Genomic DNA, 9,544 nt, shown 5'->3' with positions numbered 1-9,544 from the left:
CTTATATCCAATCCACACGATGTTTCGTCGTCCTTGTCCAGTGTTTGGCGGGCATGCAGATACCTTAAAAATCTTTGCAGCTCCAATAGCGATTCTTCATCCAATCCTGCGATCAACTCCTCGGTATGATGCTTTAATTCGGTTTGAATAATTTGACTTGAATGGTCATCTTGCATAGGGGGCGTTGATTTTTTTAAGTGTTTTGGGTGCTCTGCTGTTGGTTTGGGAGCTGCCGGGTTAACATTATCTTCAAAGGGGCGGGGTATATCAGATATGCCGACCAAGTAATCCAAAGTTACATTAAAAAATGCAGCCAACTTAACCAGGGTGTCCATGGCCGGGAGTGAGGTGCCTTTCTCAAATTGGGAAATTGCGCCGTGGCTTTTTAAACCTATAGCTGCAGCCAGTTTCCTGGTAGAAATACCATTGTCCTGACGTAAGGCTTTCAAACGGTTTGCAAACTTTTCTTTATCCAACATTTTTCTCCTTGACGTATAATGTCATTATCCATATAATATATGCATAGTGTAGTAGAACTATCCGATTAAGCTGGGTAGAAATTACCTTTTTAATCGGATGATTTGTTCTTTTTTTATGACGCTCCAACTCGGAGTTGCTCAAACTGTTGATTTCGGTTGACGGCGGTTTTTAATTAGTATTTGCCACCTATCGGGAGAGCAAAATAGCGGTTAAATATTATTTAAATTAAAGCTCGCTATCATGATCCGCTTTTGTGTGGTTACATAGTCATGCACGTATATTCATGTTAGCAATTTTTCGCTGGGTACGCAATTTGATATAATACACTGTTACGGTCATAGCGACATTTAACATCGTTTCCTTTTGGGCAAATATACCTTCCTGGAATTGACAAGCATAGTATTTGCTTTGGCTACTGTTTTTATATAGTGGAGGAAAATGTGGGCAGCGTTCTTTATTATTTGAGATTGATTAGGGACTATGATTATGATACCTATTTGCATTGTAACCGGGTTGCCGAATTTGCCTACTATATAGGCCAAGAAATAGCGTTAAGTTCCAAGGAATTAGATCAATTGCTAAATGTTGCCCGGCTTCATGATCTGGGGAAAGTCAAGATTGATAAAAAAATTTTACATAAGCCGGGTAAGCTGGATAAAGAGGAATGGAACGAAATCTGCAAGCATTCTTTGTACGGTGTTGAGATGCTAAGCAATGAAGAAGAATTAAGGCAAGTAATTGAAGCTGTATATTCCCATCATGAGCACTTTAACGGACAAGGATATCCGCGCGGCCTAAGGGGTGAATCAATCAATATATATGCAAGGGTAATCAGCATAGCTGATGCCTTTGACGCCATGACGACCAATCGGATTTACCGGAACAGCTCCCTTACTCCTAGGCAAGCTGTTCAAGAAATAATGAAATGCTCGGGAACGCAATTTGACCCTAATATAACCAAAGTATTAACCCGGATTGATCCGGGTGTGTTGTCGTTTATCAAACAGTTGAAATAATTTAAGCTTGTCTTAACATGATAAGATCTATGAAGTGCTGAATTCCGGCTTATTCTAAACAGGGCTGCCTGAAAAGAAGGCAGCCCTGTCTGGTTATGATGCCGTCTTTAATTAATATTTGTTATATATCTTGTAAAGAAACACTGCTGCTTCTGCTCTGCTGGTATTGTCTAAGGGTTTGATCAGGTTATTGCTGCCTGTAATCAAGCCTTCCTTTACAACGGTGGCCACACTGTTTATTGCATAGCCCGCGATAAGGGATTTGTCCTTGAATCTTTCCAGATCCGAAGCCTTACCTTGTTCTTTTTGATTTTTTAACATCCTTAAGGCTTTGTCAGTAAGTACCATCATATCTTGTCTGCTGATGCCAACTTCAGGGCTGTATCTGTTGTTCCCCGTACCGCTTGTGATGCCAAGTTTTTTCGCTATACCCATCTCCTGGTAATAATAGGCGTCAGGCTTTATATCTTCGAAATTGCCATCGAATTTGGCATCAAGGTCAAGGGTTCTGACCAGGTAATACAGGAAGTCGGCCCGGGTAATGTTCGTTTCCGGGGCATATTTATTTTCGGATATTCCCTTTAATACTCCTTTTGAGGCCAGGACTTCAATCGGTTTTTTTGCCCAGCCGACACTTCCCAAATCATCAAAATTATGGCTTGCATAAACTACTGCATACTTGCTGAAATGGGTGGTGCGGAAGGTAACAGTACCAGTCGCGGAATCATACCTACCGGAAGGCACTGCAACAACATTACCTTTACCGTCAATGTACCATACGGTGATATGTTCCGGATTCAGAAGCTCTTCTTTAGTGGGGGTGTATGGTATAGTGACCGCTACGGGTGCCGCGGGATTGTCCCAGGCAATAGTCTGGCCTCCTTTTGTAAGCCTAAGCTCTGTTACCGGCCGATCGCCTATTATATCCCGAACACTCTCTGGAAGCGTGGCATTGTCAGCTTTACTGATACTGATGGCAATATTATCATCAGCGGCAAGCCCTGTACTTTGAAGCATATTGCCGGGCAGATTTATAACTCCCAAGCTACTGGACATGCTGATATTTCTGTTTGCATTCTGGGAACTAAGCGCTGATACGGGCAGTCCCAGAATACAGGAATTTATGTCCTGTATGGGCGGAAATGTAATGTTGATTGATTTCGATCCGTCACTGCCTGTTTGGGCGTTTTCAAATGCGGCGTTGCAGTCATCTAAATTAAGGTTTGCTGTAGAGGAATTCTTGGCCTTGTCTATGGCAATGGGGTAGTTTTCTGTATAAGTTCCTGCTTTGACTACAGCGTTTATGGTTGGTGCTGATGGAGAAGATGATCCTCCGCCGCCTCCGACTGATCCACCGCCGTTATAGCTCCATGTGGCCGTGACAGACACATTTTTCGCAGGCATGGAAAAGGTGGTCGTTGCGCTTTTTGCATTTTCTAAAACCACTCCATCCGGTGAAGTCCAGCCGGTAAAACTGTAGCCGCTGCGTGTGCCAGCATTTATGGTGATGACCGTTCCCTGAGCATAACTCCCGGCACCCGTGATTACCGCATAGCTGCCGTTTACCGCTACATTGTAGAGCGAAGTGCTTTCCTTTACCCAGACAATTGCAGTATCTTTGCTGTAGGTGTGATAGCCCGGCTTGGTGGTAGGAAGAGTCTTATCGTTCTCCGTCTTTATCGTATAATATACCTTTGCAAAAACCTTGCCGGAAAGCTTGCCGTCAATGGTGATTTCACCGTTTTCGCCTGCCTCTGCGCCGATGCCGTTGGGAGCTGCTACGTTCCCGGTCACCGACACCGAGCCGTAGGAGGCGAAAACGCCCACTGTATCGCCGGCGCTGCCGGTAGCAGTCACATTGCCGGTGACGGAAATCGTACCGTCATTGCCGTGGTACTTAACCCCGTTTGGCCCCTCCACGTTGCCGGTGATGGCGATGGCGATGGTATCACCGGAGTTGGCAAAGCCCTCCACCGCAAAGAGCGACGCCAAGGTCGAGGTGGATTTGACGTCGCCTAACACCTTGATATCGGCATCGCCGGTAGCGTCGATGGCACGCGCCTTGCCTGTCACGGTGCCGTAGACCGTAATGTCCGCGGTGTTAGAGCCCTGGCGGGTCCAGATACCGCTGCTGTTGGTGCTGGTGATTGAGACGGGATTTTCCGTATGCCCCACCGTCACGGTGCCGCCGTCCTCCACATAGACGCCCGTACCTTGGCCGCTGGCAATGTGGACGTTGCCGTTTACGCTGACAGTGTTGTCGATGCCGCTTAGATGCACGCCGTTGCTTAGGTTATCGTTCTTGCCATTGACGGTGACCGGCCCATTGAAGGCGATTGTGCTGCTTTCGCTGGCATAAATACCGTCCGACTCGCTGGTGAGCGTCCCCTTTTCGATCTCCACAATGGCGTTGTCGGCATTGATGCCCGGGCTAAAGGCGCTCTGGAGCGTAGCATTCACCGCACCTCCACTGTGGAATTCCCCGTAGGAAACGTTGAGCGCCGCGAATTTGGCGTCCAGTGTCAGGTTGCCGGTTTCTCCCACCCACACCTTGGAACTGGTGCCCACTTCCAGAGCGGGACCATTGCCGGTGTTGCGGATGGTCAGGTCATGATTGTTCATCTGGAGGTAGATGGTCTTTGCGCCGCTGATTTCGATGGACTTTTCATGAACGATGCTTTGCAGCAGTCGAATGTGCTGTCCGTCGCTGGCGGCGGCAAGGGCTGCGGGCAGGTTGTCGTACTGAGCGCCACCTACGATTTCACAGACCGCGGGCGTGACGGACGGATCTCTGACCCAGACCAAGCCCGTGGCGCCGGAACCGCTGTATTTGAGATAGCCGGACTTCCCGGGATCGGATACGCCCGCCTCTTTTAAGATGGGCACATTGTTGATGAGCACATAATTTGCTTTCCCCAGCGGTTTGATAGCGCCCTCTACCGTGATGTTACCGCTGCTGTTCTGAGTGATCACAGCGCAGTGGTTGTAGGAGGAGAGGTCATCCTTCACGGTGATTTCCCCGCCTGTGCCTTCGGTGAGTGCGCCCCCTCGGCTGGCGGTCACATCGCCATTCACGGTGATGACGCCGCTGTTATTAGTATGGACGCCGTAGCCGGAGGAGGCGGATACATCGCCCTCAACAATTACCTCGGCCTGACCAAGGGCGTAGACTGCTCCCTGGATCTGCCCGGTTGTAGAGGTGACGTTCCCCTTGACCGTGACCTTGGTGTAAATGTTGTCGGCATAGACACCGTTGCTCTGCCCGGTGGCGTTGCCGCGCACCGTCACATTTGCGCCGAGGATGGCGTAAACACCGATACCATCGCCACTGGCTGCGTCATCCACCGTAACCGTGCCTTTGTTGGCCCATACGCCGTAGAGCTTGCCGGTGGCGTTGAGCTTGCCAGCGCCGGTGACCGCCAGAGTGCCATTGGTCACCTTGATCCCCTCGTCAGCCGGGGAGGAAATGTTGAGGTCGAAGCTGTTCAGGTCAAGGGTGATCGTCTTGTTTAGAAGGGTGATGTTATCAGTGGTATTGGCGGTGCGCAGCAGCTTGATGGTGCCGTTGTTACCAACCTCCCCAAGCGCGACGCTCAGTGTTTGGTGTTCATTCCCGCCCACCACCTCAAAAGCGGGTGCGCCCGCCGCCGGGGTGGTGACATCGAGCTTGAACACATCGGTACATTCCGCCAGGGGATTAAAATTCTGGGTATCGCCAACCACCAGATAGAGGTCGTAGGCGGTGGCATCCTGCGCACCGGTTACAAGGAAGGTGGACGGGGTGTTCTTCTCAAATTCCTGGCTGCCACTGGAAACGGGGACTTCGCCTCCGCTGGACGTGCCCTTACCCACTTCATCAACAGTCGGTGCGGTCGCATCATTAGGCAGCAGTACCCAGTAGACCTTGCCCTTTTGGTCGGTGCCTTGCACCTGCACCTGAATCTGCACCTGCTTGCTGCCGTCAGGTTGTGTTTCTCCTGCCTTTAGGTAGTCAGCCGCAATGAAATTGGCGGCAGGCGGAGATTTTACATCCACCTTGACGGGGGTGGAAAGATTGTCTGCGTCATCCCGCAGAATTACATAGAGGTCGTAGTCGGTGTTATGGTTCGGCGTGAAGCTGCTTGTGCTAAGCACACTGTTTGCTGTGAGTTTGTATGTTCCATGGTATGCTTTTAAAGCGGGCTAACCATACGCGTCTTGGCCGTCCCGCACCTGCTCGGGGCTGGGTGCGGTTGCGCCATCAGGCAGCAGCACAAAGTCATAATATGCCGCTTCCTGCGCACTGATCGTCACCCCCACCTGCCGGGAGCCAGCCGACTGCATGGCCCCAGCCTGCGGATAGCCTTCGGTAAAGGTAGGAGTGGTAGCGCCGCCGCTGATGGTCACATCCAGAGGCGTGGCAAAGGGCTTGGTCATGATATTTACAAATGCGCTTTGGTTTGCTTGCAGGGTGTAATTGTCAGAAGTGCCAATGGGGTTTGTAAGCGTAATGGTAACGTTGCTGACATCCTGATAGGCAACGGTAGCGATGGAATTTCCGCCCGCCGACGTTCCGTCCAGCGTCCAGTTGCCTTTATCAGAACTGTCTGCAAAGCCGCCCTGGGTAAGGTTGACGGCAATCGCCTTTCCGCCTGCGGTGGCCGTGGCCGTGCCAACGGCGGCGATGGGAATGTGAATCGTCACAGACACATCGCTCAAAGTGCTCCCGTCTGTAAGCGCGGCTGCCTCTGCCGATACCGTGATGGTGTCGCCTTTCTCTACATTATCGCTCAGCTGAAGTAATGCATTGCTATCAGTTTTGCTGATACTGTTGATGGACAGTCCACTGCTACCGCCCAGCGACCACTTTTCTTTGTTCGTTGCTTCATTTGTAAAAGTTGTGCCGAACAGGTCAATGCTGATATAGGCATAGCCCGCCGTGGCATAGGCCTTGGCGGTCGCCTCCAGCAGAACCGGTTCTCCGGTACTGCGTTGCTGGATTGGCGTGTCGCTGTCTATTCCCTGGCTTGCTTCAAGGGACGCGTCTTTTGGGGCACCACTTGAAACATCACTGTTCGACTCCGTAATTGTACCGGAGGAAGTATCACCCAGATCAACTGACCCAGTCAACTGACTGCCTTCCGTTCCATAAGCCTGTTCTGTGGCAATTGGTATGCTAAAAAGCATGGCAAGGGTCAAAAGTATAGCAAAGGTCTTACAATGCCATCTCGGTTTATATTTCATTATCATGGTTACCTCCCTAATAAACTTAAATTTTCTTTCGGTATCTTTTGAGATCACAGTATTTCACTTTTGTAATGAAAAACATTCCTCTTGCTTCCGTATCCTCGCTTATCCCACCTATTTACTGGTTTGCAGATTTATGGTGATCCCTTTATTGCCTGCATCATACAACACGAAAACTGCGGTATTTTCATTTAGATATGCATTATAACCCTGGCCTGACTCGTTCGTGTACTCTGTTACTTCCTTTGTGAAGCCCTTGGCTTTCAAAGTCTCAATGTATTGCTGAAAATCTTTTTCGGCAATGTTTTCCATAATAACCACACAGGCCTCATCTGAGTTTGCTATCGATAGTATGCGGCCTTTTTTCAGCTCTGGTAAAAGATTAGCTGCCCCGGTATCGGGCCATTTGCTATCGCCAACGGTAAGTTTGTTGCCATCCTGATCCTTAAAAGTTACCTGATCACCGTCAAGATCCACATCAACGTCACCACCTGCAGCCTTTCCCATGATGCCTTCCGTTACCTTTTCGGATATTTTTTCGTTTGCCTTTTCTTTTACTCCACAGCCTGCCAGAGACAATGCCAATAAAACGGTAAGTAAGCCTACAGTAATTTTGTTAAACATAAATCCACCTTCTTTCTTTGAGAGGAATCCTATACGGAAGATTCAAAGTGATTTTGAACTGAAATGAAATCTCCATATCCTGGACACCCCTGTATTTTCCCTTTACCATACAAGCTTTACTGTTTCACCCCGCAATTTCCGCAAAATTTGGTACCCGGTGGGTTATCTTTTCCGCAGGACGGGCATTTACTGCTGGCCGACACTGTCATGGAGGCTCCGCATTCGTTGCAAAACCTTACGCCCTGGGCATTTTTTGCCCCACATTTGGGGCAGGTTGCCAGTGCGAGCGATGTGCCGCAGTTGTTGCAGAATTTCCCTGCACCAGCTGGTTTGCCGCAGGCGGGGCAGACCACTGTCTTGCTTTCCAGCTTGCCTTTCCAGACCGTAGCGGTTTCGGCGGCCTCATCGATGTTACGGCGCATGGCCTCGGCCCGGGCCTTCGCCACCGTCACCTCCTGCCGGGGGGCACAGTTGGTACAGAGCATTTCGTCTTCGTTGTAGCAGGCGTCACAGACCCATTGATGGCAGCCGTGACAGCGGTTAAAATGTTGCCGCGCCTCGTTTTGCCCCCGTTCGAGGGCTTTTTCGTGTTCCTTTTGCCATTCGGGACTCATGCCCTCGAATCGTTCGGAGAGAATGTCGCCGCCTCGCTCCAGTGAATACCCCAGGTCGCTTAAACGACCTCCGAACAGGCTGCCCAATGCTCCCGCACCCCGCGCCAATCCTCGGAGCCCTCGGTTCTTTTTGTAGTTCTCTGATTCAATAAAGCTGCTTTTGTATCCGTCCTGACAGAGATCGCAGTAAAAGGTAAACTGGAAACCTGCCTCGGTAGAATTGTCCTCATAGTTGCGCGTAAAGGATTGCAGCATAGACATTCACCTCATTTCTTGATTGGTTTGATTTTTTTGCCGCAGGCGGTGCATTTTTGGTTTTCAAAGAATTGCAATACATCACAGCGTGGATTTTGGCAGCGTATCATGAGTGTCCCGCCGCACTGCTCGCATTTTTCCTGTACAAAGGTCTGCTTCCCGCAGGCAGGGCAGGGAACATAAAGAGACCTGCCACAGGCGGAGCAAATGGGCTGCCCTTTTTCGATGGGGCGCAGACAGGCAGGGCAGAGATAACCGAAAGGGCTGCTGCTTTGACAAGCCGGACAAAACCGCGCGTCCCGGTCGATATATGTGCCGCAATGGATGCAAGGTTGTTTGTATGAGGCCATGGCTATTCCTCCTGTTTTGCGCCGCACTCGCCGCAAAAGCGTGTGCCGGAAGCCAATGCCGCGCCGCACTTGCGGCATTTCACAGCGCCCAGCTTTGCACCGCAGTCCTGACAGAATTTTGTACCGTCCGGGTTAATCGTGCCGCAGGAAGGACAGGTGCGGGCATCGTCCCCGGCGCGCCGGGCCGCCTCCATAGCGTCCTTTTCCGCCTGGGCATTCTTCATTCTTGTCTGTGCTTCGATCAGATTTTCCTGGACAAGACGCAGTTTTCTTTCCAACTCCGGATACTGACCGCTGTCTTTAGCCAAAGCCTGCTTGCCGATCTGTGCATAAAGCTCGGTTTCCTGTCTTTGCAGATCGCTTACATCCGACTGGGCAGTCATCAGCTTCACATCCGGGTCGTCCTGGGGCATAAAACTGGAAAGCCCCTTCATCAGGTTGCCGAAATTTCCAAGTCCACTGAATAAATCAGCCATATGATTTCATTCCTTCCCTTATTCGTAAGCAGACTGTGGCATACGTGAATCATGAGTTACTTTAACAATCTGAATTTGCCAATAATGGGAAGGTTTTTAGCTTTTCCACTGAAACCATTAACCAGCCCCATAATAGCCAGTATGAGTATACCTAGGGCATAAATTGGCATAAGCATCCATCCGATTATAGGTATAATCATCAGAATCATGTTTCCTCCCAAGGCCAGAATCAGCAATAACAATCCCTGGTTGGCATGGAATCTTCCAAATTGTGAGTCGGGACAGGCTAGCAGGGGCAGGAAAAAAAAGATATAGGCCAGCCCTGCCATGGTCTTGTTTTTTTCAACATCTTCAGGGTCAAAGATGGGGATGGTATTCTCCTGTGTTTGAGTGCCAAGGTTTGAATCTGTCGTCATGAGAAATCCTCCTTTACAAAATTGATTTTGATTTAAATATACTGACCCTTGTCGTGAAAGTAATCACACCGGGGGTGATTTTAAGGG

At 49.9% G+C, this 9,544-nt stretch carries 9 protein-coding genes; 1 reads left to right on the top strand and 8 read right to left on the bottom strand.

Annotated elements, in window-relative coordinates; all coding sequences use genetic code 11:
* The coding region (locus tag AAV90_RS14375) for a helix-turn-helix domain-containing protein (protein WP_157609495.1) at positions 1-479 on the bottom strand (479 nt) is incomplete at its 3' end.
* 441 nt (positions 480-920) lie between these two features.
* Between AAV90_RS14375 and AAV90_RS03465 the strand changes: the two genes are divergently transcribed.
* On the top strand, positions 921-1,496 hold the full coding sequence (locus tag AAV90_RS03465; RefSeq protein ID WP_052729578.1) for an HD-GYP domain-containing protein: 576 nt from the start codon (positions 921-923) through the stop codon (positions 1,494-1,496).
* A gap of 111 nt (positions 1,497-1,607) precedes the next feature.
* Here AAV90_RS03465 and AAV90_RS13980 read toward each other — a convergent pair whose 3' ends face one another.
* The 7 genes from AAV90_RS13980 to AAV90_RS03430 all read right to left on the bottom strand — a co-directional run bounded on the left by AAV90_RS13980 (position 1,608) and on the right by AAV90_RS03430 (position 9,457).
* Positions 1,608-5,630: an S-layer homology domain-containing protein gene (locus AAV90_RS13980; protein ID WP_157609489.1), complete on the bottom strand. Its 4,023-nt coding sequence runs from the start codon at positions 5,628-5,630 to the stop codon at positions 1,608-1,610.
* Positions 5,631-5,678: 48 nt separating this feature from the next.
* Positions 5,679-6,719, bottom strand: coding sequence for a hypothetical protein (locus AAV90_RS03455; RefSeq protein ID WP_157609488.1), 1,041 nt, complete (start codon positions 6,717-6,719; stop codon positions 5,679-5,681).
* A 117-nt stretch (positions 6,720-6,836) separates the two neighbouring features.
* A complete protein-coding gene (locus AAV90_RS03450) occupies positions 6,837-7,346 on the bottom strand; it encodes a DUF6591 domain-containing protein (RefSeq protein ID WP_046495882.1) in 510 nt (169 codons plus the stop codon).
* Between the two features lie 116 nt (positions 7,347-7,462).
* A complete protein-coding gene (locus tag AAV90_RS03445) occupies positions 7,463-8,221 on the bottom strand; it encodes a zinc ribbon domain-containing protein (RefSeq protein WP_084691460.1) in 759 nt (252 codons plus the stop codon).
* 5 nt (positions 8,222-8,226) lie between these two features.
* Positions 8,227-8,565, bottom strand: coding sequence for a double zinc ribbon domain-containing protein (locus AAV90_RS03440; RefSeq protein WP_046495879.1), 339 nt, complete (start codon positions 8,563-8,565; stop codon positions 8,227-8,229).
* A gap of 2 nt (positions 8,566-8,567) precedes the next feature.
* Positions 8,568-9,041, bottom strand: a complete 474-nt coding sequence (locus AAV90_RS13975; protein WP_052729576.1) for a zinc ribbon domain-containing protein — start codon at positions 9,039-9,041, stop codon at positions 8,568-8,570.
* 56 nt (positions 9,042-9,097) lie between these two features.
* Entirely contained in the window at positions 9,098-9,457 is a 360-nt protein-coding gene (locus AAV90_RS03430) for a magnetosome magnetite crystal formation protein family (RefSeq protein WP_046495877.1), read from the bottom strand.
* Positions 9,458-9,544: the final 87 nt, after the last annotated feature.

Source organism: Syntrophomonas zehnderi OL-4, assembly GCF_000983115.1.
GTDB lineage: Bacteria > Bacillota > Syntrophomonadia > Syntrophomonadales > Syntrophomonadaceae > Syntrophomonas_B > Syntrophomonas_B zehnderi.
Note: the sequence above shows the minus strand (reverse complement) of the source record. Positions and strands in the feature narration are given on the sequence as shown.

Bases quoted from the DNA above. Each gene is read 5' to 3' on its own strand.
- AAV90_RS03450 (WP_046495882.1), bottom strand. From the start codon at position 7,346: ATGTTTAACAAAATTACTGTAGGCTTACTTACCGTTTTATTGGCATTG.
- AAV90_RS03440 (WP_046495879.1), bottom strand. From the start codon at position 8,565: ATGGCCTCATACAAACAACCTTGCATCCATTGCGGCACATATATCGAC.
- AAV90_RS13975 (WP_052729576.1), bottom strand. From the start codon at position 9,041: ATGGCTGATTTATTCAGTGGACTTGGAAATTTCGGCAACCTGATGAAG.
- AAV90_RS03445 (WP_084691460.1), bottom strand. From the start codon at position 8,221: ATGTCTATGCTGCAATCCTTTACGCGCAACTATGAGGACAATTCTACC.
- AAV90_RS03430 (WP_046495877.1), bottom strand. From the start codon at position 9,457: ATGACGACAGATTCAAACCTTGGCACTCAAACACAGGAGAATACCATC.
- AAV90_RS03455 (WP_157609488.1), bottom strand. From the start codon at position 6,719: ATGAAATATAAACCGAGATGGCATTGTAAGACCTTTGCTATACTTTTG.